This window comes from Magnetospirillum sp. ME-1 (assembly GCF_002105535.1).
Lineage (GTDB): Bacteria > Pseudomonadota > Alphaproteobacteria > Rhodospirillales > Magnetospirillaceae > Phaeospirillum.
In genome coordinates, this window is record NZ_CP015848.1 from 2,694,267 (window position 1) to 2,717,536 (window position 23,270).

21 protein-coding genes are annotated in these 23,270 nt (G+C 57.7%); 12 read left to right on the plus strand and 9 right to left on the minus strand.

Annotated elements, in window-relative coordinates; translation table 11 throughout:
• The first annotated feature begins 63 nt into the window (after positions 1–63).
• The 4 genes from WV31_RS12825 (at position 64) to WV31_RS22300 (ending at position 8,765) form a co-directional block, all read left to right on the plus strand.
• Positions 64–1,983, plus strand: coding sequence for an FAD-binding monooxygenase (locus WV31_RS12825; RefSeq protein WP_085373929.1), 1,920 nt, complete (start codon positions 64–66; stop codon positions 1,981–1,983).
• Between the two features lie 81 nt (positions 1,984–2,064).
• Positions 2,065–4,263: an SLC26A/SulP transporter family protein gene (locus tag WV31_RS12830; RefSeq protein ID WP_085373930.1), complete on the plus strand. Its 2,199-nt coding sequence runs from the start codon at positions 2,065–2,067 to the stop codon at positions 4,261–4,263.
• A 745-nt stretch (positions 4,264–5,008) separates the two neighbouring features.
• A complete protein-coding gene (locus WV31_RS22700; RefSeq protein ID WP_261340862.1) occupies positions 5,009–5,902 on the plus strand; it encodes a FecR family protein in 894 nt (297 codons plus the stop codon).
• 16 nt (positions 5,903–5,918) lie between these two features.
• Positions 5,919–8,765: a cadherin-like domain-containing protein gene (locus tag WV31_RS22300; RefSeq protein WP_085373932.1), complete on the plus strand. Its 2,847-nt coding sequence runs from the start codon at positions 5,919–5,921 to the stop codon at positions 8,763–8,765.
• Positions 8,766–8,881: 116 nt separating this feature from the next.
• Here WV31_RS22300 and WV31_RS12845 read toward each other — a convergent pair whose 3' ends face one another.
• A complete protein-coding gene (locus WV31_RS12845; protein ID WP_085373933.1) occupies positions 8,882–9,541 on the minus strand; it encodes a WYL domain-containing protein in 660 nt (219 codons plus the stop codon).
• Between the two features lie 110 nt (positions 9,542–9,651).
• Here WV31_RS12845 and WV31_RS21680 point away from each other — a divergent pair, with 110 nt between their 5' ends.
• Positions 9,652–9,942 carry a hypothetical protein gene (locus WV31_RS21680; protein ID WP_145980865.1) on the plus strand — a complete coding sequence of 97 codons (291 nt, stop codon included), beginning with the start codon at positions 9,652–9,654 and terminating at the stop codon, positions 9,940–9,942.
• 131 nt (positions 9,943–10,073) lie between these two features.
• Here the strand turns inward: WV31_RS21680 and WV31_RS12850 are convergent, their stop codons facing one another.
• From WV31_RS12850 to WV31_RS12860, 4 genes are all read right to left on the minus strand, one after another.
• Positions 10,074–10,517, minus strand: a complete 444-nt coding sequence (locus WV31_RS12850; protein WP_168185934.1) for a response regulator transcription factor — start codon at positions 10,515–10,517, stop codon at positions 10,074–10,076.
• Positions 10,518–10,990: 473 nt separating this feature from the next.
• The gene (locus WV31_RS21685; RefSeq protein ID WP_145980866.1) at positions 10,991–11,386 is read right to left on the minus strand and encodes a hypothetical protein; all 396 of its coding nucleotides are present in this window, start codon (positions 11,384–11,386) and stop codon (positions 10,991–10,993) included.
• A 44-nt stretch (positions 11,387–11,430) separates the two neighbouring features.
• Positions 11,431–12,258: a bacteriohemerythrin gene (locus WV31_RS12855; protein ID WP_085373935.1), complete on the minus strand. Its 828-nt coding sequence runs from the start codon at positions 12,256–12,258 to the stop codon at positions 11,431–11,433.
• A gap of 410 nt (positions 12,259–12,668) precedes the next feature.
• A complete protein-coding gene (locus WV31_RS12860) occupies positions 12,669–13,043 on the minus strand; it encodes a hypothetical protein (RefSeq protein WP_085373936.1) in 375 nt (124 codons plus the stop codon).
• 214 nt (positions 13,044–13,257) lie between these two features.
• Between WV31_RS12860 and WV31_RS12865 the strand changes: the two genes are divergently transcribed.
• Entirely contained in the window at positions 13,258–13,746 is a 489-nt protein-coding gene (locus tag WV31_RS12865; RefSeq protein ID WP_168185935.1) for a bacteriohemerythrin, read from the plus strand.
• Positions 13,747–13,924: 178 nt separating this feature from the next.
• On the opposite strand, the gene WV31_RS12870 is transcribed toward WV31_RS12865, so the two are convergent.
• Entirely contained in the window at positions 13,925–14,851 is a 927-nt protein-coding gene (locus tag WV31_RS12870) for a tyrosine-type recombinase/integrase (RefSeq protein ID WP_085373938.1), read from the minus strand.
• A gap of 169 nt (positions 14,852–15,020) precedes the next feature.
• Between WV31_RS12870 and WV31_RS21690 the strand changes: the two genes are divergently transcribed.
• Complete coding sequence (locus WV31_RS21690; protein WP_237051288.1) at positions 15,021–15,503, plus strand: hypothetical protein; 483 nt, start codon at positions 15,021–15,023, stop codon at positions 15,501–15,503.
• On the opposite strand, the gene WV31_RS12875 is transcribed toward WV31_RS21690, so the two are convergent.
• A complete protein-coding gene (locus tag WV31_RS12875; RefSeq protein WP_085373939.1) occupies positions 15,488–15,964 on the minus strand; it encodes a hypothetical protein in 477 nt (158 codons plus the stop codon). The two genes, WV31_RS21690 and WV31_RS12875, sit on opposite strands and share 16 nt — an antisense overlap.
• A 99-nt stretch (positions 15,965–16,063) precedes the next feature.
• On the minus strand, positions 16,064–16,261 hold the full coding sequence (locus tag WV31_RS12880; RefSeq protein ID WP_085373940.1) for a hypothetical protein: 198 nt from the start codon (positions 16,259–16,261) through the stop codon (positions 16,064–16,066).
• A gap of 59 nt (positions 16,262–16,320) precedes the next feature.
• On the opposite strand from WV31_RS12880, the gene WV31_RS12885 reads away from it, so the two are divergent.
• The 5 genes from WV31_RS12885 to WV31_RS12905 all read left to right on the plus strand — a co-directional run bounded on the left by WV31_RS12885 (position 16,321) and on the right by WV31_RS12905 (position 22,372).
• Positions 16,321–16,938, plus strand: coding sequence for a hypothetical protein (locus WV31_RS12885; protein WP_085373941.1), 618 nt, complete (start codon positions 16,321–16,323; stop codon positions 16,936–16,938).
• Between the two features lie 303 nt (positions 16,939–17,241).
• The gene (locus WV31_RS22160; RefSeq protein ID WP_168185936.1) at positions 17,242–17,541 is read left to right on the plus strand and encodes a hypothetical protein; all 300 of its coding nucleotides are present in this window, start codon (positions 17,242–17,244) and stop codon (positions 17,539–17,541) included.
• Complete coding sequence (locus tag WV31_RS12895; RefSeq protein ID WP_168185937.1) at positions 17,538–19,718, plus strand: bifunctional DNA primase/polymerase; 2,181 nt, start codon at positions 17,538–17,540, stop codon at positions 19,716–19,718. Before WV31_RS22160 ends, WV31_RS12895 begins: the two co-directional genes overlap by 4 nt.
• 461 nt (positions 19,719–20,179) lie before the next feature.
• Positions 20,180–21,418, plus strand: coding sequence for a tyrosine-type recombinase/integrase (locus WV31_RS12900; protein ID WP_085373944.1), 1,239 nt, complete (start codon positions 20,180–20,182; stop codon positions 21,416–21,418).
• 453 nt (positions 21,419–21,871) lie between these two features.
• Positions 21,872–22,372 (plus strand): hypothetical protein, encoded by a 501-nt coding sequence (locus WV31_RS12905; protein WP_085373945.1) that lies wholly within the window; start codon positions 21,872–21,874, stop codon positions 22,370–22,372.
• Here WV31_RS12905 and WV31_RS12910 read toward each other — a convergent pair.
• A complete protein-coding gene (locus WV31_RS12910; RefSeq protein ID WP_168185938.1) occupies positions 22,293–23,180 on the minus strand; it encodes a DUF429 domain-containing protein in 888 nt (295 codons plus the stop codon). The genes WV31_RS12905 and WV31_RS12910 overlap by 80 nt on opposite strands.
• Between the last annotated feature and the right edge of the window lie 90 nt (positions 23,181–23,270).

Here is a 23,270-nt window from a genome sequence, read left to right on the forward strand (position 1 = left end):
TTCCCTGTCCCTGGTCCGCCGACACCAACTGTGCTTCACTGGAATCGGTCAAGGGAGACGCGCATGCAGTTCCATCAAGACGGATTCCACCCCGGCGATCCCCGCTTCGCCGATCCCCAGGACAGGGTGGTGCCGCCGCCCATCAAGCGTCCCCTGCCCGCCGAGGTGGACGTGATGATCGTCGGCTGCGGCCCGGCCGGGCTCAATCTGGCCGCCCAGTTGGCGAAATTCCCTCAGATCAGGACCTGTATCGCCGATCTGAAGGACGACCGGCTGCTGGTGGGCCAGGCCGACGGCATGGCGTGCCGCACGCTGGAGATGTTCCAGGCCTACGGCTTCGCCGATCAGGTCATCCAGGAAGCCTATGGCGTCAACGAGGTCACCTTCTGGAAGCCCGATCCCGACCTGCCCACCCGGATCATGCGCAGCGACCGCATTCAGGACGTGGAGGACGACCTGTCGGAAATGCCGCACGTGATCATCAATCAGGCGCGCATCCACGACATGTTCCTCGACGTCATGCGCCAAGGCCCGGCCAGGATCGAGCCCTACTATTCCCGCAAGCTGGTGGGTCTGGAGGTGGCACAGGGCGCGGCCGATTATCCCGTCACCCTGACCTTCGAGCGGGCGGTGACCCATTCCCAGACCTCCAAGACCCTGGAAACGGTCCGGGCCCGCTATGTGGTGGGCTGCGACGGGGCGCGCAGCACGGTGCGCCAGGCCATCGGCCGCGAACTGGTGGGCGACGCCCTCAACCAGGCCTGGGGCGTGATGGATGTGCTGGTGGTGACCGATTTCCCCGATATCCGGCTGAAAGCGGTGATCCATTCCGCCAACGAAGGCAACATGCTGATCATCCCGCGCGAGGGCGGGTACATGGTGCGGCTCTATATCGAGCTTGATAAGTTGCAGGAAAATCAGCGTATTTCCCGCGATAGTGTTACAGCCGACTATCTGATCGCCGCCGCGAAGCGCATCATGCGGCCCTATGCCATCGACGTGAAGGAGGTGGCCTGGTGGAGCGTCTATGAGATCGGCCAGCGCCTGACCACCGCCTTCGACGATTCCGAACCCGGCCGGAGCCCCCGGGTGTTCCTGGCCGGCGACGCCTGCCATACCCACAGTCCCAAGGCGGGGCAGGGGCTCAACACCTCGGTCAACGACACCTGGAACCTGGGCTGGAAGCTGGCCCATGTGCTGATTGGGCGGGCCGATGCCGATTTGCTGCTCAGCTATTCGGCGGAACGCCAGGACATCGCCCGCCAGCTCATCGACTTCGACCGGGAACTGGCGCGGATGTTCAGCGCCAAGCCCAAATCGGCGGACAATCCCGACGGCGTCGACCCCGCCGAGTTTCAACGCTACTTCACCCAATTCGGTCGTTTCACTGCCGGAACGGCAACCCGGTACAAGCCTTCGGCCCTGGTGGGCGACGGTGCGCACCAGCATCTGGCCAGGGGCCAGATCCTCGGCATGCGCTTTCACTCGGCCCCGGTCATCCGGCTGGCCGACGCCAAACCCATGCAATTGGGCCATTGCATCGAGGCGGACGGTCGCTGGCGCGTCTTCGCCTTCGCCGGCCGGGCCGAGCCCATGGAATCCGATTGCGGCATCCGCGCCTTGTGCGAGTACCTGGAAAGCGATTCCGGCTCGCCGCTGCGCCGCCACACGCCGCCGGGCGGCGACGTGGATTGCGTCATCGACCTGCGGGCGGTGTTCCAGACGCCCCATCGCGACATGCGGGTCGAATGCCTTCACCCCTTGCTGGTTCCGGCCAAGGGCCGATACGGCCTGAAGGATTACGAGAAGGTGTTCTGTCCCGATTTCAAGAGCGGCCGGCACATCTACCACATGCGGGGAATCGACCGGGACAAGGGCTGTCTGATCGTCGTCAGGCCGGACCAGTATGTGGCCGAAATCCTGCCGCTCGACGATCACCAGGGCCTGGCGCGGTTTTTTGCCGGCGTGCTGCGGGTTGGCTGACGGACACCATCTCCTCATTCCACCTTTCGGCAGGGTAGAAATCGGTCTACCCTGATATGAATTACGGGTGGGAGATGCGGGATGAAGGCTTTGAAGCCCGGCACTCTTTCGGGTGACCTTTGGGGTGGCACCGCCGCCATGCTGGTGGCCTTGCCCTCGGCCATCGCCTTCGGCGTCACCATTTTCTCGGCCCTGGGCAGCCAGTATGGGGCCCAGGGCGCCGTCGCCGGCATCCTGGGCACCGTGGCGCTCGGTCTGCTGGCGCCGCTGTTCGGCGGCACCAACCGGCTGATCAGCGCGCCTTGCGCCCCGGCGGCGGCGGTGCTGTCGGCCTTCGCCATCGATCACGTGGCCCGCAGCGGCAGCCCCGAACTGGGCCTTCTGCTGCTGGCCCTGATGGGACTGATGGCCGGCGGTCTGCAGTTGCTGATGGGCGCGCTCAAGCTCGGCCGCCTGATCAAGTACATGCCCTATCCGGTGGTCAGCGGCTATCTGTCGGGTGTCGGCATGATCATCATCGGCAGCCAGCTGCCGCGCTTTCTCGGCACGCCCAAGGGCGTCAAGTTCGGCGAGGCGCTGGTGTCGCCCTCGCTGTGGCGCTGGCAGGGCATGCTGGTGGGCGCCGCCACCATCATCGTCATGCTGGCCGCGCCCAAGGTCACCAAAAAGGTTCCCGCCCCGGTGCTGGGCTTGCTGGCCGGCATCTTCACCTATCTCGGGCTCGGCCTGTTCGATCCGGCCCTGATGACCCTTGACGGCAACAGCTTCGTGGTCGGCGCCCTGGGCGGCGAGGGCGGCAGCCTGATGGACAGCTTCGCCGCCCGCTGGTCGGCCCTGGGACAGCTGGGGCTTTCCACCCTGCGCGACCTGCTGATTCCGGCGCTGACCCTGGCGGTGCTGTTATCCATCGACACGCTCAAGACCTGCGTGGTGCTCGACGCCCTGACCCGCACCCGCCACGATTCCAACCGGGAACTGATGGGCCAGGGCCTGGGCAACCTGGCCGCCGGAATGCTGGGCGGCGTTCCCGGCGCCGGCACCATGGGCGCCACCCTGGTCAACATGTCCAGCGGCGCCCAGACCAAGCTGTCGGGGCTGGTCGAGGGGATTGCCGCCCTGATCGCCTTCGCCCTGCTGGCCAATCTGATCTCGTGGGTGCCGGTGGCCTCGCTGTCGGGCATCCTGCTGGTCATCGGCGTGCGCATGATCGACCGGCACAGCCTGAACTTCCTCAAATCCCGCGACACCATCATGGATTTCGTGGTGATCGCCGCCGTGGTGGCCTGCGCCCTGTCCATCAGCCTGATCGTCGCATCGGGAATCGGCGTGGTGCTGGCCGTCCTCCTGTTCATCCGCGAACAGGTGCATGGTTCGGTGGTCCGCCGTATCGCCACGGGCGACCAGTCCTTCTCCAAGCGGGTGCGCACCCAGGACGAGATGGACATCCTGGCCGAGCGCGGCGGCCAGACCGCCATCGCCGAATTGCAGGGCAGCCTGTTCTTCGGCACCACCAGCCAGCTGTTCCATGCGCTGGAACACGACCTCAAGACCCGCAAGTACCTGATCCTCGACATGCGCCGGGTCCAGTCGGTGGACATCACCGCCGCCCACATGCTCGACCAGATCAAGGACATCCTGGCCGAGCGCCAGGGCGTGCTGATCTTCAGCCAGATTCCCAAGCACCTGCCCAGCGGCAAGGACATGGAGAAGTACTTCGACCAGACCGGGGTGGTGCGGTCGGGCCAGCCGGTCCGTATCTTCGGCGAGGCCGACGAGGCCATGGAATGGGTCGAGGACCGCATCCTGGCCGAGGCGGAACTGGCCTCCAACGAGGAATCCCCGCTGGAACTGACCGAGATCGAGCTGTTCAAGGCCCGGAAAAAGGAAACCCTGGACGAGCTTGAGAAGAGTATGGAAGTCCGGGTGATCCCCGCCGGCGAGAAGATCTTCTCCATCGGCGACCAGGGCGACGAGCTGTTCCTGATCCGCAAGGGCATCGTGCGCATCGTGCTGCCGCTGTCCGGCGGCCATGCCCGGCACATCGCCACCTTCGGCCGCGGCGCGTTTTTCGGTGAGATGGCGTTCCTCGACGGAGATTTGCGCTCGGCCGACGCCATGGCCTTCACCGAGGCCCATCTCTACGTGCTGTCGCGCAAATCGTTCGACGTCTTCGCCGAACGCCACAAGAAGGTGGGCATGAACCTGATGGAAAGCCTGGCCAGCATCCTGGCCAGCCGCCTGCGCTACACCAACGCCGAGCTGCGGGCGCTCGAGGGGTGAGACGAATCCCCAAAACGCGAAAGGCCGCGGTTTCCCGCGGCCTTGTTCGTGGTCCGATTGGAGCGGGCGAAGGGATTCGAACCCTCGACCCCAACCTTGGCAAGCAAGAAATCACCACGTTTACTCGGTATCATTGTGTACGCTAAATTGCAACCCAGTTCCGCCAAATGCAGCGTCTGACGGTCAATCTGGGCATTTCTCCGGACTGGACTGCATGAAATTTGGTGATACGGCGTTGAAATTGGCTGGAGCCTGATGCGAGTAACCGGGCGGTAACCGGGGGCATGGTTGTAGTCGTCCTGCCAGTCGACCAGGAGGCGGTGAGCATGGAATTGTAAAGCGAACAACGTCTCGTTGTGGCAACCTAACGGGGGAGACCACGGAGCCGAAAGATCTATTCAGTCAAGTCTTCGGCATGATCGATGATCTCCAACGACAGAAATACGCATTGCTCAGAGCCTGGAGCGTCAGTTCGAGGATAACAACAAGTGAAGTACGCCTGTCCCATTGGAAAACTGTGCCATTCAACCTTCCAGGTGGACTAGAATTTGGTTATTCTTTCGCCACTCAGAGGTGGATGGGCGGCCTATCTGGGAAATGTCGATTCATTGGCAGGCCAGTTCGATTGCCCCTGTCTACCACGGAAGGGAGTCTGTGATGACCGGCCATAGGTGTAAGAACCATGCGCCTTGATCCGTCAGTCCTACCGGCGGCCTCCAATCTGACCAGCCCGGTAGCAGATTCCGTGCCCAGTGGCACGGACAAGCCATCCGCGAAGGCGGTCATCGGCAAGATCGACAAACTTAGCGGCGACGCCTGGATCATCCATGACGGCCAGAAGGCTCCGGCCAAGGCTGGGGCCGCCCTCGTCCAAGGCGATTCGGTGGAGACCGCCCAGGGCGCCCAGATTTCCCTGGTTTTTGCCGACCGCACCACGCTCACATTAAAGGACAAGGGGCTGGTCGGGCTGGACGAGTTCACCTATGACCCCGCAAGCAAGACCGGCAAGGAAAGCTTCCTTGTGGCTCAGGGCGGCTTTTCCTTTGTGTCTGGCGATATCGCCAAAACCCAGCCCGATTCAGCCCGTATCATTACCCCGGTGATGAGCCTGGGCATCCGCGGCACCACCGTCGCCGGTTCCGTGGGCGAGGGGGGCGCTACCACCGTAGCCCTGCTGCCCGATCCCGGCTCCAATTTCGTGGGCGAGGTGGCCATCAGCGGGCTGGGCGGTGGCGGGCAGAGCTTCACTCTGAATTCCGCCGGCTCGGGCATCGTCGGCGCTACATCCGCCGGCTCTTGGTCGGTGTCGGCCAATGCCGCTGCCGCCGTGGCTGCCCTTGCTCCGCCGCCCGCTCCGCCGCCCGCCGTGGCTCCCGCCCTGCCTGCCGCTCCTGCACCAGCCCCCGCCGGCGGCACCGGTGCCGGGGGTGGCAAGGGCGCAGGGGCGGGTCAGGGACCCGGACCAGGTGGTAGCGCGGAAGCCGCGGTTGTCGATGTGGCTCCGCCACCTCCACCACCCCCCCCACCCACCACCACCTCCTCCTCCTCCTCCTCCTCCGCCGCCGCCGCCGACTCCTGCGCCACCTCCTCCGCCGGCTCCGCCGCCGCCGCCGCCGCCGCCGGCCCCGGTCAACAATGATCCCACCAGTTCGGCGGTGACACTTCCCGGCAGCACGGCGGGCAGCACAATCACGATCCTCAAATCGGACCTGCTGGCCAATGCCAGCGATCCGGATCACGATGTGCTTTCGATCCGATTGGGTTCGGTCAGCGCCACTCATGGAACCGTGACCGAAACGGCGACCACTGTGGTGTTCACCCCGACCACCGGTTATTCCGGCCCGGCCACGCTGTCCTATACCATCGTCGATGGCCGGGGAGGTCAGGTGACCGCCTCGGCAACCACCACGGTATCTGCGCCGAGCCACGGTCTATTGGCGGAAGTGGCCAGCAATCCCGTCGTCAATGGCGACTTCGAAACCGGCACCTTCACCGGCTGGGTGGCGTCGCTCAGTCCGACCGTGGCCAATGGCGGCAGTCCTCTGACCAACTGGATGGTGTACCCCGCAAGCTCGCTCAACGGCAGCCATGTGGCGCTCAACGGCTTTGATGGCGGTGTATTGGACGGCAATGGCGCCATCCTCTACGAGACTCCTCTCTACTTTCATCTCCAGCAGCCCATCACCCTGACCGGCGCTCCGGTTCATGCCTCGCTGTCCTTCTCGTTCAAGGTGAGTGGCGGGCCATCCTTCAGCGTGGCCAGAGACGGCCAGCCCACCGCCGACCGGGTGTTCACCGTGCATGTCACAGATGGCAGCGGCGATGTGATACCCACCGTCTATACCTACACGGTGCCGGGCACCACCGTGGACGCGGGAGCGGTGCACAACGTCAATATCGACCTGTCGTCCCAGATGGCGGCGCTTTCACCGGGGACCTATACGCTGGATCTGCAGGAACTGGTCCCCCAGTACTATACCGGCCCAGCCGAAATCCAGTTGGACAACATCGCGCTCAAGCTGTCGCAGGGATTGGCCTCGGCCAGCGAGGCGGTCAGCGCCGATCAAGCGGTCAGCGGATGGATCCTTGGTCTGCCCGCTACTACCGCTTCCAGCGACACGGTGAGCTTCCACATCATCGATGGCAGCGGGAATCCGCAATCTTCCCTGGCTACCACCCACGGGACGGCCAGCATCGACGCCATCACCGGCAAGTGGATCTTCACTCCGCTGGCGACCCTGGCGGCCAATCTTTCGGTGACCGACACCTTCGTCGTGGGGGTGGTGGACGACCAGACCGGCCAGGTTGCCCAGGCCACCATCCAGGTCAACATATCGTCGCCAGTGACCTCGTCGGGTGCTATCGCCCACATCACTTCGGCCAGCACGGTTGTGGACGCCAATTTCAGCGGGCTTTCAGGCGTTTCAACCCTGGAGATCAATACCGGCTCGGCGGCGCTCAACCTCACACTGGGGAGTGCGGCCACTGCGGCCGGCATCGGCGTTGTGGATGGTTCACAGGCTACCGGGAACATCATGGCCAATGCCTCGGCCTATTCTACGGGGCTCGACATCACCACTGGCAGTGGCAACGACACCATCACCTCCAGCAGCGGTAACGACACCATCGCTGGCGGCCTGGGCAGCAATATCGTTGATGCCGGCACCGGCACCGATACGGTGGATTACGGCGCGGCTGTTTCGGCTATCACCGCCACCATCGGCTCGGGCTCCGCTACCGTGGTGCATTCCGGCGGTACCGACACCCTCACCGGTGTCGAGATCATCCAGGGCTCGACCTTCGGCGACACCTTCATGGTCGGCGTTGCCAGCACCGGCACCATCCTGGGTGGCGGCGGCGCGGATATGCTGGACATCACCGCCCTGCCCACCGGCAATCTGGCCTTGGACGGCGCGGGAGCCAGCGAAAGCATCCGGTTCGACATTGCCGGACGCCACATGGAATCCCTAGTGCGTGATCTGTCGTTGAACGGATCGGACCTGGTTGCTGTGCTGGATGGCGGCGGCACACTTTCCATCGCCAGCGTCACCACCGATACCATCATCGATCCGGCCGGCGACACCCATCGAATCGTCGGGCAGGGCGGAGCCACGACGGCCGGCACTGATTACGTGGTCGTGGGCACAGCTTCCGACACTTCGCTGACCGGCAATACCGGAGACGATCTTCTGATCTGGCATTCCGGCAACACCAGCCTGGTCGGCGGAGGCGGTCACGATCTGGCTGATTTCCGCCACGCTGCCGGCGCTATCGTCGCCGACATGTATGGCGGGACCAGCGCGGTGATTGGCGGCTCCACCACCGTCGGTCTGTTTGGCATTTCCGAGATTTTGGGAGGCAACTCCGCCGATACGCTGACGGCAGGCACCGGGGAATGGATGCTGGCCGGCGGTGACGGCAACAACGTGATGGATGGCAGTCACGGCACCACGACGGTTTCCTACCAGGACCAGGTGACGGGGGTCACCATCGACCTGGCCGGCGGCACCGCCACCCACGGCGCCTATACCGATACACTGACCGGCATGAGCGGCGCGGTGGGCAGCGACTTTGCCGACACTATCATTGGCGGCACGGGGGCAGAATACCTGGATGGCGGCTTCGGAGCCAATACCGTCACCGGCGGCTCTGGGGTGGACACCTTCGTTCTGCACTCCTCAACCGGCGCCACCGCCACCCAGACCGTCACCGATTTCGCCGGAGATCAGTTTTCGCTGTCCGACCGCGAATTCGGACTGGGCAACAGCGGCACCCTGGCGGCTGCCAACTATGCCGAAGGCACTGCCACCGTCTCGGGGGCGGCCCAAGATTTCGGCAATGCCAACGCGGGTATCGTGGCAATCCAGAACGGCGCTAACGTGGAAGTATGGCACACCACCAACATGGATGCGGCGACGTCCAGCAATTCCCATCTGGTCGGCACGCTGGAGAACATCAATACCAGCGCGCTGGACAACACCAATTTCCATTTGGCCATCTGACCGATTAGGGCATAACCGCACCGAAATCAGGTCATGAACGGCCGGATCACCGTTCGACGGCACTGTCCACCTTACGTTTCAAACCCGAACTTTCCCTTCCGGCCCTGTTTGGTCATTCAGGGCCTTGCTGGCCACCTCACGTTTGCCTTCTCATGCATCTCCTTGAGCTCTGGCGGTGATAGGACTTCCACCGCATCGCCCCACTGATACAGGTGCCAGGCCATTTCTAGCAGCCCACCGGCCTTGAACTTGACCAATAGACTTCCGTCGGGTTGGTCCTCAATTGTTTGGGATGGGTGGAACTGGAACTCCCTGGCATCGGCGGCAGCCTCTGACTTGAACAGCCATACCACCTTAAATGGTTCCTGTTGGTAGACCCCGAACGATCTTGCCGCGTAGTCATGGAGTGAAAAGGCGGGATCGCGGACGAAGCTTTGGCCGGTCTCCTCGGCCTCCAAGATATTCGGTAGGCTGTAGCTGCGGACTTCCTTCTCCCCTGGAACCCAGGCGAGCAGGTAATGGCGATGGCCATACATAATGCCATACGGTTGAACGACCCTGAGGTGGTCACTGGTGGAATTTCGACGCCGGTATCGTAATTGCAATTCACGACACCCAAGGATCGCGTGCCTGAGCGTCTGAATAAGCTCCGGATTGACCAGCTCATACAAACTGGTAGCGGGGTCCATCTGATCTGCGAATGGCAACCCGTTCAGGAAGGTCGTGCGAAGCTGAACGATCTTCTTCTCTTCGATACCGACCGTTGACGGCGACACCCAACGTTATATCGACGTCAACGATGCCATGCTGAAGAAGGCGGTCAATTTGATGGGGTGATGGGTTAGCCAAATGGAAAGATTCGGTAGCCAATCACCGAAATTAGGTCATGATCGATGACTATATGGCAGGCTTGGTCATTCGAAGATCCAAGCCATTTGGCGAAAAAGCTTTAGGGTTTTCAATGGTCTTCCATTCCAATTTGTCGATGCGAAACCGTAGTCGCCGGAACACCCGCAAGATTGACCCCGATGCCCCAAAACAGAAATTCCAAGCTCAGGGATTTGTTGGTGGTCGGTGGACGATCAAGGTGTTCTGGGCAAGAGCCGCCGAGGCGACTGGCATAGCCCGCCGGATGTTTGATGCCAGCAGCGAGATCGAACTGATCCCAGCAAGCTGATCCAGAAAAGTTGAGATTCCCAACTTTCCAGCCTCAGGTCTGCGACGGAAAATCCCAGACAAAACTACTAACTAGATGAGTTTCGTCGACGATTTTAATGAGTAAATAGAGGAATGAAATCTCTTGAGAGATTAATCGTGAGCTATTGACAGTCTTGAAACTGACAATTCGATCTCATCGATTAGTTTTCGTCGTGTAACTGGTTTTACAATGTAACCATCAACATGATGAGCTTTTGCCAGCATCACTGCTTCAGGGCAATCTTGCACAGTTACCATTATGAAAATGCAATGAGGGCTTATATTTCTGACGTACTCAAGCAATTGCAGCCCATCAATTTCGTACATTATCCAATCGGCTAAAATTATATCTGGCACTCTTTCGGTCGCATCAAGAAATTCTATAGCTTCCTCTCCACTATCAACAGCAGAGATATTTTTAAACCCGTCAGCTATGAGCAATTTATTGATTATTTTATTAGTAGCTCTGCAGTCTTCGACGACCAGTATGGAAAAATCTAGCAGATGAGCTGGGAACGGCTGGCTTTTGGGGTGTTGCATCTTATCGGCTCCCAAGCAGGGCGATCCCAGAGAATTTTGAATCTTTGACGCAAGATACCACTAATAGAATCTTCTGCCGACCTCAGATTTTAGAGTGGTTGCATGGGGAGTTCGATTGGATCGCTGGTCAAAAAGTTGAGATTCCCAACATTCCAGCCTTCGGGTCAGTCCCGAAAAATCCCAGACGAAACTAATATCTAGAGAAGTTTCGTTAGGGGTTTTGATCTCCGATAAATGAATACCTAGCAGGTCGATCAATGGCGCAGCTGGATCAGTCCCAAATGGGCGTATTCGAACCACAACCCAAGATGTAGCGTGCCCGTATCTGCAGAAAAGAGCATTAATGCTGGATGCAGATGCGCCGCATTTTGGTTTGGGAGACAGTCCAAGAGCGTGCTGCCGATCCCCATGCTTGTTTTGAAGGCATGGGGGTTTGCACTCCTGGTTTCAGTACCCAGGTATCAAGAATAATAAAAGCAATTTATGCGTTAAAACCGAGCATTTTCGTCATTTGTTGTAGATAAAAGAAAAAGCGTAAGCGGTGTAAGAATTCCATGAAATGCGCCGCCAGTCATTGAATTTATGTTAGTCAGCGCGGAAATAGTATTTTCTTTATTTCCATCCAATGATTCTGCCACAACTTTTGCAGTGTCATCATGAAAACATCTGTGCGCATCAATTAATGCAATGTAATTTGCATCTGAGCTATATCTCTCAGCTAGTGATGATATCCAAATGCCAATCCTGCAAATTTTGTCGTCCCGTATTTTATCGATAATATCATCGGTTACCTTGTTGGCGTTAACGATACCAACTAAAGTTTGGATATAATCAACATGTGAATGAAGAAAGCTCTCTACAATTCCATATGAACTTTTCGTCATAGTAGCCCCATAGGCTAGTTAATATTATCATTTTGTTGGATAACTTACTGGTAGGTGACCGAACCTCTAATCGCCATGGAAATGTCCTTGGGGTTCTGGACCTTGGTGAATGATCCCTGCATGCCGCACGCTTCCGCCAAGCCAGCGGAACCCACGTCAATGGGATCAAGAGCCAAGATTGCTGGCATTTCGGCGATATACTCTTTCTTTGCCGACCTTAGGGCGGTCATGAATTTCTGATACTCCAAGCCAGAGCTGACGACCAGGAAATCAGGGACAGGGTCACTGACGGACTTTTTCATGCCATCAACGATGCTGTCCGCCTCAAGAACGATGACGATACCCATACGGATCAACGTTTTGGCTATGAACTCTCGAGACTTGGTGCTTTCGTCAATGACTAGTGCAACCATATCGAGGCAACGGAAACGTTCAACTGTCATGCCGTCATCACAATCAGAAGGTACTGATTTGACCAGATAATGCTGCATCGTCATGTCATGCTTCTTCACATGACGGACAATCCAATCTTCAAGAAATTGATTGAGATAGTTGATCGCATCTCTATCCAAACGCTTAGATTTTTTTATGAAAAAGTCAGTGGCGAGATTTGCAATCTGATCAGATAGCTTTTTATGTTCTGCCGTGTGTCCATTGCAGTATGGATATCCAAATTCAATCTGGATCTTCTGCTCTCTCAAAAAATGCTCCTCGCCATATTTATGAAGAGCCTTTAACGTTTGGTGCATCATTCGTTCATTGGTAAGTGAAGTTGAATGCCGATTGAAATCGTTAATTATATCAAACAGGCGCTGATGATCCATATCAATGATTGGATGCCCAATTCGGAGATCATCTGTCATCTGGATCATCTTAACCTCTTGAATTAACAAATATGTTGCAAAAGCTTTTTTAAATGGTGTCGCCGTGTGGTCAGTTATTTATTATTGTCGCTTCTTGATGTGCGTAATGATTTCGCAGTTTGCAGAACTTTTATGCATTCGTGAGACGCAGCTCGCATGACAATTTGAAGGTCATTTTCAGGCGGCACTTTTTTAATGTTTGCTATGATACTTTTGATTTTCCAACTCAGTGATGTCCTTAGTCCAGCCGACGTTGTTCGTCTGAGCATCATCGATAGAGACAAGAGTGCAAGCTCCTCTAAAGTTGAAGGGTCTCGAACCGAAGGCATTTTGCGAATGATCTTCTGGAAAAGTGCCTCTTGCTCTGCTGGTGATAACACGTCCATTATTATATTCTCTGCCTTATTATGGCATTTAAATTATGTAGCACTGCGTTGTATTTCGGATTCAAGGTGATCAATCAGAATTTTGATTGCCCTCATCATCATGCTGTAACTAACTAAGTTTTTCCTTTTGTAAAATAATGCAATTCTATGCCTGATTTCATCGTGTGCAAACTTGTGCTGGTTGTATGCATTTTGATCTATCTCGAAGAGTTGCGGCTCTTCTAGTTCAAAGAGCGTCCTTGTATGTTCAGCAAGCTGGTCAAAGACCAATTTGACAGAATCTGAATCCATCCTGAATTCATTGAAACGCCTTGCCATGTTGGCTAATTGCACAAGCTTTTGGCGCTGTTGATCAATAAGCACACTCACGTAATCAAAATCGGTCTGTTGGGCTAAATTTTGATGCATCGGTGATCACCGTAGGCGCGTAAGTGGAAAGTGATTCTTACCTTCACGTAGGTTCGCCCACGGGGCATGGTCGCAATACTCCCAAATGGGAGGTATCGACGAAATTTCCTGGGAATTGTGCAAATTTTCTGGCTGTACGTCCCAAATGGGAGCAGCAGCGACCACAATTTCTGTGTCTGCTATCTGGGTAGAACCAGTTATTGGGGAAACCCAAATGTCCCAGCACGAACCGTTAAAAGTTTACAAGCCCCTGATTCCATTCGAATTCACGCCTGATTTACTAATCGGTGATCCAGCTATTGATGCTGACCATCTCGCATTTTTTGAACTAGCCAAGCTTCTAAATGAAAGCTTAGCAGTTGATTCCGACGACTTGGTAATATCCAGTGCCATCGAAATGCTAAAAGAATATGTCGATGGGCATTTCTGGAGAGAAGAAAAGGCAATGAAAAAAGTTGGCTACCCCAACCTTCAGCGCCATAAAGTACTTCATGATAAATTCCGTACAAAGATCCTTGATGCGTCTGCCACGTATGCAAAATCTAATATGTCTATAGCTAATGAGCTGCCTAATATGGTCGATTCATGGCTACGAGTTCATATTGTCTATGAAGATACACAATATAGACATTGGATATCAAAAAATTGCGTTGACCACCGTCCATTGATTATGCTTGCTATTGAAGCTGAATTTAGCCGGTAACTGATATATTTGTATATTTTGAAACGCAATTGCTACCTGACAAACAAAAGTTGATACTCCCAATTTTCAAGCCTTCAGGTCAGCCTCCGAAAATCCCTAACGAAACTACTGTCTAGAGGAGTTTCGTTAGGGATTTTGATCTTCTGAATATGACCGACCAGAAATTTCCCGAGAATTTTCATCCCAGGACCAGCAGCCCATCACTACCCATCTGAAGCAGCGGACCAGCACCGGCGACCACCTGAACCACACCTGAATTTCCAGACGGACCCCGCCGATTATCAAACCATTCCAGCACGGCACTGGCATTGGAATGGTCATAATGGGCATCCATCATGCGCCTGCTGGTGCCCATGATCTGAACTGACAACCCATCTGGAAGCCCCACGCCGGTAAGGTAGGTCGCCAAGTGATGCCGGAAGCTATAGAGGGAATAGCCCTTGGGATCATCGGTTTTGAACCCACAGGCTTTTACCAACGTCTCGAAGGACGTCTTGAACGAACCGATCCGTTTGCCATTGGGATTGGTGAAGAGGAACCCAGTGGGTAGAACCCCATCAATGGTTTGATCCGCCAGTATCTCTCTGAACATGGCGATCAATTCCGGGAATGCCATGGGAACCACCCGCTTGCCGGTCTTGCCCTTCTTGATGTTGAACCTGCTGCGATCCAGATCGATATCACCCCATTGTAGGTTCAAGCCTTCATGGGGACGTAGACCGGTGTAGCGAAGCAGGACCACGAAATTGTACAGCGACCGGCGTTGGGCTTGGATGTGTTTGCCACGATCCTCCCCCATCCGATCCTTCGCCATCTGGATCAACGTGTCGCATTGCTGGCTGGTGAAAGCCGGTCGAACATCACCATCGGCATCCAGCTTATCAATGTGGGCAAGATTCCCGGAATCAATGAACCCCTCCTTCTTGGCGAAGGCGATGATCTGGTTGAGGTTCTGGTTTTCACGATCCAACGTGTCGTTCTTGGGAACCCCATAGGTTTGGGCATTTGCCAGAACCCTTTTGCCACCACGCTGGTAGCCCTTCTTGGGTTTTTGGCTGCCAGGACCAGTGGTGTGATATGCCCGACGCCACACCGCCGAGGTCATTGTCGCTAAGCAGCGCCACGGGCCGCTGGGCACCGTGCGACTGGCCTTCCACCGTGAGTACGGCAAGTTCGATAATCTGGGCAGAAGTTCGACGATGAAGGCATATGATCAATTTTTATCGAAACATGTACATCGGGTTCTGAGTGAGGTCAGAGGGGGCAGTTCCCTGTTGATTTCCAAATTCCATGGCGACTGCCATTGGCAACGGGTGGCTTTGGCTGGATTAGCCATATGTTCCCGTATCTCTGATGCCGATCCCCTGGTCACGGTTCTGTTTGCCCTATTTCATGACTGTCGCCGCATAGACGAGGGGCATGATCCTGATCATGGATTTCGGTCTGCCGAATTGGCGGCGCGGCTTTTTGATGAGGGGTTGTTGCCAATCACGACAAAACAAGCCGAACTGCTTCAGCAGGCTTGTGCCGATCACAGTTGGGCAAAGCGTTCAGATGATCCGACCCTTGGCGCCTGCTGGGATGCGGACCGAATTGACCTCCGGCGCTTTGATATCGCCCTCGACCCGGCGCTGATGTCGTGTGGGCATCTGGATATCGGATCTATTATTGCCGAAGTCGATGCTAGGTCAGAAACATCCCCTGGATGGGAGCGGCTGCTGATGGAAGCGGGATGGCGCGATCAGGCTTGTCGGTAGATTTTGCATTCCATCTGATGGAGTTCATCGAAGGCAGCTACAATCGCCTTGAGATCATCCGCCGGTGAACGAAGGAAATTCAGGTTGCCGATGGCGTTGATCCCCTTCTCCAGCAGATATCTCACCGTCGCTGCCAGCCGCCGGTGGTCACCATAAAGGGCGTCTATGATGGCGGCCCGGAAGGCGCTGGCTTCGTCTCGGCTCACATAACATCCTGGCTGACAGACGACTTGGTTGACCAAGTGGTGGTTGGGCGAAGGTTGCTGACCCTCACCGTTCCGGATTTGCGCGAGATCAATATCAGTCAGGCGATCATCGGCCCACCGATGGTGCCGGGCGCGGCGATACAGCTTCTCGATGGTCAGGCCATGCCGCAACGTGATGGAGCGGATCGGGATCCGTGCCTTGAACTCCAGTTCGATCTGGCGCCAGTTCCGCTGGCGTGGCTGAGATAGTGGCATATCGGCGGCCCTGATGGATCTTCCCCTATTTCAACATGCGCGGCCGGAAGGCACAATTTTTCCGTACCGTTACGAATACGGAACGGCCTTTAGAGGCCTTCACTCATAAATAATGGCGCCGTCGTTGTTGTTGTCGGCCACTCGGCGCACCTCAAGCTGATCGAGGACCCAGCGGAGAGTTTCTACGATATTGCCGCCTGAGTAATCGGCGCAGAATTCAACGGCTGCCTCGCAGGGCCCAAGCCCATGGCGACGGAAATCCTGGGCACTTTTGGCCGCATTACGCGCAATCATCATCACTTATCGTGTGGTGGGAAGTGGCTTAGGATTGGGAAAAATGCACTCGAGGGAAAGACATGAAGACGAAACCAAATAAGGTGCCCGAATTCATGGCGGAGTTTGCGGGAGAGGGGGTAGAGCGTATCGGCCCAGAGGATTGTTCATGGTCTGGCGACGATGGGTATTTATCTGATGACGAGATCGATGACCTCGTCACCAAAGCGTTTGAACCCCAGGCGGCCATTCGGCAAATTCTGCTTGAAATAGTCCAAAGCTACCCCGAGGATAAACTGCGAGCTACCGACGCTGACCGTGTCGAAAAGGCGTTGCAAGCCTTGTTCGGGGATCGGTTCCAGCCCACAACTGGACGCAAGGCCGTAGAAGGCGATGGTAGATGGCTTCAGGCGATTGCTGAAGAGTACATTCGAGACGCGTTTAGTGGCGGAGATCCTCGGTCTTTTCCAGAATTGTTCCGGGCAGCGGGCCGCACATTGGATGATCAATTTTCTGCTCGCGCTCCAGAGTGGCACGACAGAATGGTGCGCCGTCTTCGTCCCAAGTTTGAAGACAATAAGAACCTTTTGCTCGTGGCAATGTCGCATCGCAGCAATGACTGCAAGGAGTTCGTCATATTCCGCGAGGGGGTACAAATGGTGCGGCGAGGCATACGCCAGCTTAAACTGATATCGGTTTGATTTCACGGGTGAAAACACCCACTGTTATCGACCTATCAACGACCCAGACGTTCAACCAAATTGCCCAGGGAAACAACCCTGGAGCAATCAAATGCACTCACAAATCGACGACCGAGAGGCAGGCCATTCTCAGCCTGAGCCACTCTACTCAATCCATCAGGCGGCCAGCCTGCTCAATCTTCACCCCTGGAAGCTGCGACGGGCCGTCAAGTCAGGTCTGATCCCCAGCTACGCCCTGCTGAACAGCCGGCGCCTTGTCCGGCTGTCCGAGGTCGTCGCGGCTATCAATGCTGGGGGGCGGGCATGAGCACGACCGAATGCTTCCCCTGCTGGGCCATGCGCCGCATGGTCCGCAGCACCGACCTTTCCAGTTTGGCGGCTGCACGTGGCCGCCATGGCCTGCAACGAGGGGGCTATTCCAACGTCGAGCGTCACCACGCGTTCGACGAGGTGGCAGATTTCCTGGGAATAGACCCAGCCGACTTGGCTGCGGCTTTGGCCGCTGGGCATATCGATTACGTGCCGATCAGAGGCTACCCCTACGTCCGGTTCTCGGATGTGATCGATGCTATCGAAGCGGCACGGGAGGGCCTGAGCCAATGACCAGCGCAATCACCAACAAGGCGGCGCTGCTCAGCGCCGCCGCCAACCTGGTCCAACTTGGCTGGCATCTCTTCATGTGCGGCCCGGACAAGAAGCCTAGACAGCAGGGCGGATTTAAGAACGCCAGTTCCGACATCGCCCGCCTTGATAAGGCCCTTACCCGACATCCCGACGGCATGCTTGCGGTCAGGACCGGCGCGGAAAGCGGCCTGGTGGTCATCGACATTGATGTCGACGAGACCAAGGGGGTGGATGGTAGGCCTTGGATCGAGGAAGCTCGTGCCAAGGGGCTACCTTTAGGACCGATGTCGATGACTCCCCGGGACGGGCTGCACCTTTACTTCTCCCACCCGGGCGAGCGGATACCATGTTCCGCCGGGCGGATCGCCAGCGGCGTGGATGTCCGAGGTGATGATGGCTACATCATCGTTCCGCCATCGTGCTCGCCGGTCGGCCAATATTCCTGGCAGACCTCGCCGGTCTACGTGCCGCCGCCCCCATTGCCGGATTGGCTGATCACAATTTTAAAACCTCAGCCGGCCGCATCAGTGGAAGAGCCGAACACGCCGTTGAACGGCGGCGACCTGGAGGAAGTGGCGTCCGATCTTTCCGAATGCCTGACGCGGATCCGAGAGGCCGCGTCCGGGTCTCGCAATGACACCCTGAACAGGAAAGGGTTCATTGTCGGCAAAATGGTCGGTGCCGGGGCCATCGCCCATGACGATGCCCTTGACCAAGTTATCCGAGCCGCAATGGCAGCGGGTCTCGAAGAAGCCGAGGCGCGCAAGACGGCGATAGGGGCAATTCGAGCGGGAATGAAGCGGCCTTGGTCGCCCCGCCGGTCGGCTCCCGATCTATCACGGATCAATCGTGACCACTTTTATGCCCTGGACGGACGAACTGGTTTCGTATTCAAGGAAGAGAGGGACCCCTTGACGGAGCGGCTGGTGCTTCAACACATCAGCCCCGGCGCGTTCCGCGAGGCGTTCGGTAATCGATGGCTTATTGTTCAAGGATCGACCAAGCCGCGACAGGCGCCTCTCGGCGACGCCTGGCTAAAGTGGCCGGGCCGGCGCCAGTATGATCGGGTGATCTTCGCCCCCGGCAAGAATCTGCCGGTCTCGACATATAATCTCTGGCAAGGCATGGCCGTTGAGCCAGCACCTGGAAACTGCACAAAATTTCTGGCGTTGCTCCACGACGTGATCTGCGGTGGCGACCAAGGCTTGTACGAATATCTTATTGGCTGGATTGCTCGAGCCGTTCAGCGCCCGTGGGACCCAGGTGAAGTTGCCGTCGTCCTTCGTGGCGAGAAGGGGACCGGCAAGACGTTCTTCGCAGATCATGTTGGCGAACTTTTCGGCGAGCATTATGTCCAGTTGGCCAGTTCCCACCATCTGGTTGGTAATTTCAACGCCCACCTGGAATCTGCCATCCTGGTCTTCGCCGACGAGGCGTTCTGGGCGGGCGATAAGCAGGGTGAGGGGGTGCTCAAGACCCTGATCACCGGTCGGTCGATCCGGGTCGAGCGAAAAGGGATCGATTCAAAGCAGGTGGCCAATCATGTCCACCTGATCATGGCCAGCAACTCGGACTGGGTGGTGCCGGCCAGTGCCGATGAGCGTCGGTATCTCGTTCTCGATGTGAGCGATGCCCACCGCCAGGATCATGCATACTTCGCCCAGATTGAGGCGGAATGGCAGGCCGGAGGGCGCGAGGCGTTGTTGGATCTGCTGACTAAATATGACCTGTTGGGATTCAACGTTCGGAGCGTGCCCGCGACCGAGGCCTTGGCCAGCCAGAAGCTGCTGTCATTGCCCCCCATAGACCGCTGGTACCTGGATGCCCTGAGAGAGGGGGGTATTGGCGGTTATTCCTGGCGCGAATGGGTGTCGTTTGAAGAGATACGGAAAGGCTATACCGATTGGTGCTCGCAGGAGGGGGCGAGGGTCGGAAGTAAAGAAACCTTGGGCATGCGCCTGAAAGTGTTGATGCCTCCAGCTACAGAGGGACGCAGTCGTCGATGTCAACGAACTGTAGAAAAAACGGACCGACGGATCTGGGGGTATGAGTTCCCGCCCCTCGACGAATGCCGGAACTATTTCTCAAGAAAGTTCGGAATTGAGTTCGAGTGGGTAACGTCGGACACGGGGACAACCCCGGGCCCGGAGTATTGAGTTATGAGGCGAAGCGCCCATGCTCATCGTGCACCACCTGCACCAACTGCACCACCCATCTCGGCGATTGGGCCAGCGGTGTTGCAGCGAGCGCGCCGCGCAAACGCGTCACTCCCCCCCACACCACTGGTGCAGGTGGTGCAGGTGGTGCAAGGGCCTCCGAGGCCGCGTCCTCGGCTGGCCTTGGCCCACCACCGCTCTCACCAAAGGTGGTGCAAAGGTGGTGCACGCTGGTGCAGTCGATCCGCCTCGGGGCCGCGATCCCACCCCGGATCGGGTTGGAGTCCGAAGCCCTTCAGGGCGCCGGAGCACGCGGCTCTCCAATGGTGGAGATCGGCCCGGTTACCTCGCTGGTTACAACGAGGGGGCTGAGACGGTCATCTGGGCCATTCCGCGACAAATTGTGCCGGAGTTCCGACGGTGATTTCCTAATATTTTGTCGTCATCACAGGTAGTTAGCCATGAACGACTTCAGCATCAACCTCACTCGCCGGGTCCGCCACCGCAAGCTGGCGGACGGCACCAAGGTCGACCAGGTGCGCTGGGTCCTGAACTACAAGGACCCGCGCTCTGGTGGTCGGAAACAGGAATTCTTCGAGCGCCAGAAGGACGCCCAAGAACGCCGGAACGAACTGACGGTGTCCATCGACGCCGGCGCCTATACCGACCGTCGAGAAGTGCCGACGGTGGCCGAAGCGGTCATCCACTGGTTGGCCGACAAGAAGGGCAAGGTCAAACCCAACACCTATGGCGCCGTCGAGATCGTCGTTGCCCACATCCGAGGGCCTGTCCTCCTCGGCACGCCGGAGCAGCGCGACAAGTATCGCGTGACCGGCAAGGTTCCGAAGGGCGCCCGGCTCGCCAAGCGCCTTGGGACGATCAAGATCAACGACCTGACCACCGCCCAGATCCGTGGGTGGCATCGCGAGGTGGCGGAAGATGCCGGCATCTATACGGCCAACCGCGCCAAGTCGGCTTTGAAGGCGATTATGGCATTGGCCGAGGAGGACTTCGGGGTGCGGGCCCCTTCCATGCCGACCGGACTGGGCAAGACCCGGAACCGGACCAAGAAGGCGATCCTCACGCCGGACCAGATCGCCACCCTGATCGAGACGGCCAAGACCGACCTGGAACACGGCATCTATTACGCATTCCCGTTCCTGGCCGGGACGCGGCCCAGCGAGCAGCTTGGGCTGCTGTGGCAAGAGGTGGACTTCGACGCGAACGTGATTCGCATCCGCCGCATTCTGGAGCGGGATGGCGCGTTGACGGAAATGACCAAGACCGAGGCTGGTACTCGCGACATCCCCATGAGTCCGACCCTGCGCTCGATGCTGCTGTCCTGGCGCGCGAGATGCCCGAGGAAGGGTGGAGAGTTGCATCTGGTATTTCCGGGCCCGGGGCGGCTCCAACCCTGGCCGAAGCCCCGTCTCGGAGGCGGAGGGCCACTTCTCTACCAGAATTTCCGGCGCCGCTATTGGGAGCCAGCGTTCAAGACCCTGGGTTTGCCCTACGTCACGCCCCACAGCGCCCGCCATGCCTTCATCTCGGTTCTGCAGGCCCAGGGCATTGAGGTCGGCCTGGTGGCCAAGCTGGCCGGCCACGCCAATGCGACCGTCACGCTCGGCCATTACACCCAGGCGGTGCGGGGCGGCGAGCAGGCCGTGGCGGCGCTGGATAGGGCCTACGCAGCTAGGTGACCGAAGCTGACGTCTAGCTCTGCTATCTTGTCCATTGTGAGAGAAACCAATGGGGGCGGGAATGAATGATCGGATTGATCTTGCGACAAGGCCGGATATTCGGGATGCACTGGCAGACATAATGCGTGAAGCCATGTTGCATCTGAGGTGCAACATGCCCGTACTGCCTCCGACCGATGCGGCCATCGTTGCTGAAACCGTAGGTGAGGCTTTGCACAACGTCCCGCAGTTTCTTGGTTCACGGAGCGGGGGCTCGGGATTCAGTCCGTCATATTTTCTGCACAGCATGAATGACCTAGATGTCGGCATGGGCCGGTGTACGCCGGCTGGCCGGAATACGTTGGAGGCATTGAAACATTCAATTGAGCGCCATATGCGGCTCTGCGGATTCAGCCGAGACTAACAGTGTGCCCGAGGGGTGTTATCCCTGGGCGGGCAAGGGGGGAGGGGTATATGGGGAATAAGATCACCACGGCCACAGGCCGCAACGTCAACCCGCTTGATCTTCGACCCGAAGACATCGATATCCGCGATATCGCCCATTCACTATCACTGACCTGCCGGTTCAACGGCCACTGCCGGGTGTTCTATTCCGTCGCCGAGCACAGCGTGCTGGTGTCGAAGCTCTGCCCGCCGAAATTTGCATTCGAGGCGCTGATGCACGATGCGGCCGAGGCCTATCTCGGCGATGTTCCGACGCCGCTCAAGCGGCAGTGGCCGGAATACAAGGAGGCCGAAGATCGGGCCCATGCCGTCATCGCCCAGCATTTTGGTCTACCGGCGGAAATTTCCGAGGTGGTTCACGACGCTGATGGTGAAGCTTTCGGGATAGAAGAAATCCGGTTGCTGGTCCCACCGGGTCAGCCCGGCGACATCACACCTCTTCGCGGGCTGTCGCCGGAGGCTGCTCGGCAGGAGTTTGTGGATCGCTTTTACGAACTTTATGTTGGATGAGCAGCGTTGCCGGGAGGTGTTTCAGCAGCACGTAGCCATCGGGTGCCAGCCCAGGTGTCAGCTTCGGGGCTGATCTCATCAACTCCTCACCCAGGCATGAGTAATGGGTGTTCGATGCGTACAACGCCGCAAGAGCACAAAGCGCGGCATCGAATTGATCGTCATCGATTTCAATATTTTCCACTGCATATAGGCCGATGGCGCCGCACATATCGGCGAGTGATGCAGATTGCTTATTGTCATCGGCGCGGACCCATTCCGCTCCAGTCCATCTTGCCCGACTGGGTTTGTAACCGCTTTTCAGGTCCAAGGAAGGGCATACCTTCTTGATCAGTTTGAGCGAGGCTGCTGGGTAAGTTTCAAATAGGCGAATTCCGAGGCTAGCTGAGATGCTTTCTCCCGGAAGCCCTGATAGAAGGTGCTGAAATCGAGCGACGGGGGCTCCGATCCGATCGGCGAGTGGTGCCATCCCGCCATACGCTCGGTCGATTGGTCGCTTCGTAAGCTCCCAGACGTGGTCAACCTTCGACCCAATCTGAGCGAGTTGCTGGAGATCAATAGGTACATCAACGGCAACTCGACCGGCATTTAGCCAAGCGATCAAAGCCTCCCGCTCTCCGTCCGCAACGGGGGAAAGGCGCACATCGGTTCCGAATTTCCTATCAAACACGTGGCCCGAGAGAATTTGGATGACCGTCTGTCCTGTGTCGTCTTCAAAGGCTTCGGCAACACGAGTTTTCCCAACCGTGTAACCGGCGAGATCAATTCCATACCCACGGTTTGTGCTGCAGTTACAGATGCTTTGCACGACACGCTCATTAGCCCAGTTAATGGCGCCACTGTCGCACAAAGCCCCAAGCATTTACATATTATAGTGGATAAACATCCCCTCCCGAAT

Coding starts and splice junctions, on each gene's coding strand:
- WV31_RS12830 (WP_085373930.1), top strand. CDS start 2,065: ATGAAGGCTTTGAAGCCCGGCACTCTTTCGGGTGACCTTTGGGGTGGC.
- WV31_RS12875 (WP_085373939.1), bottom strand. CDS start 15,964: ATGCCACTATCTCAGCCACGCCAGCGGAACTGGCGCCAGATCGAACTG.
- WV31_RS12855 (WP_085373935.1), bottom strand. CDS start 12,258: ATGATCCAGATGACAGATGATCTCCGAATTGGGCATCCAATCATTGAT.
- WV31_RS21685 (WP_145980866.1), bottom strand. CDS start 11,386: ATGACGAAAAGTTCATATGGAATTGTAGAGAGCTTTCTTCATTCACAT.
- WV31_RS22160 (WP_168185936.1), top strand. CDS start 17,242: ATGAGCACGACCGAATGCTTCCCCTGCTGGGCCATGCGCCGCATGGTC.
- WV31_RS12900 (WP_085373944.1), top strand. CDS start 20,180: ATGAACGACTTCAGCATCAACCTCACTCGCCGGGTCCGCCACCGCAAG.
- WV31_RS21680 (WP_145980865.1), top strand. CDS start 9,652: ATGATCGATGACTATATGGCAGGCTTGGTCATTCGAAGATCCAAGCCA.
- WV31_RS12825 (WP_085373929.1), top strand. CDS start 64: ATGCAGTTCCATCAAGACGGATTCCACCCCGGCGATCCCCGCTTCGCC.
- WV31_RS12865 (WP_168185935.1), top strand. CDS start 13,258: ATGTCCCAGCACGAACCGTTAAAAGTTTACAAGCCCCTGATTCCATTC.
- WV31_RS12860 (WP_085373936.1), bottom strand. CDS start 13,043: ATGCATCAAAATTTAGCCCAACAGACCGATTTTGATTACGTGAGTGTG.
- WV31_RS12905 (WP_085373945.1), top strand. CDS start 21,872: ATGGGGAATAAGATCACCACGGCCACAGGCCGCAACGTCAACCCGCTT.
- WV31_RS12895 (WP_168185937.1), top strand. CDS start 17,538: ATGACCAGCGCAATCACCAACAAGGCGGCGCTGCTCAGCGCCGCCGCC.
- WV31_RS12880 (WP_085373940.1), bottom strand. CDS start 16,261: ATGATGATTGCGCGTAATGCGGCCAAAAGTGCCCAGGATTTCCGTCGC.
- WV31_RS12885 (WP_085373941.1), top strand. CDS start 16,321: ATGAAGACGAAACCAAATAAGGTGCCCGAATTCATGGCGGAGTTTGCG.
- WV31_RS12870 (WP_085373938.1), bottom strand. CDS start 14,851: ATGACCTCGGCGGTGTGGCGTCGGGCATATCACACCACTGGTCCTGGC.